Origin of the sequence: Campylobacter concisus (assembly GCF_002912895.1) — a bacterium.
In the GTDB taxonomy this organism is placed as follows: Bacteria; Campylobacterota; Campylobacteria; order Campylobacterales; family Campylobacteraceae; genus Campylobacter_A; species Campylobacter_A concisus_G.
Window position 1 is genome coordinate 1 of the sequence record NZ_POZX01000077.1, and the last position, 495, is coordinate 495.

General features: G+C 41.6%; 1 pseudogene. It reads left to right on the plus strand.

Features of this window, described 5'->3' with window-relative positions:
* Positions 1–495, plus strand: a pseudogene (locus CYP51_RS09260) (NAD(P)H-dependent flavin oxidoreductase); the annotation flags it as partial.

Sequence of the window (495 nt, forward strand, 5' to 3'; positions counted from 1 at the left end):
TTACTTACGAGCAGAGCCTTGATCTTGAGTGTTCGCTATTTAATCTGATCCCACACGTAAAGGTCGAGATAAACGCGTTGGGTGACTTTCTGCTCATCGCAGCTGGTGGAATTTGGGATCAAAATAATATCGAAAAAGCAATATCGATAGGCGCGGACGGCGTTCAGATGGGCACACGCTTTATCTGCACTCATGGGTGTGACGCAGATATTGGATTTAAAGAAGTGATACTAGCAACCGAGGAAAAAGACATAGGGCTTATAAAAAGTCCAGTTGGCTATCCGGCTCGTGGGATTAGAATCAACTTGATAAATTTGGTAGAAAAAAGGATGTGACCAAAGATCCAGTGTATAAGTAACTGAGTGAGCACTTGTCAAAGGGGAAAAGGTGCTAAAGAGGTTGGATATTGAATCGCTGATAGGATGTTTGACTCATTTAGTGGCAAAAAAGAGATTGCGTTATTTTTCACAGGAGCAAACGGATATAAACTAAATC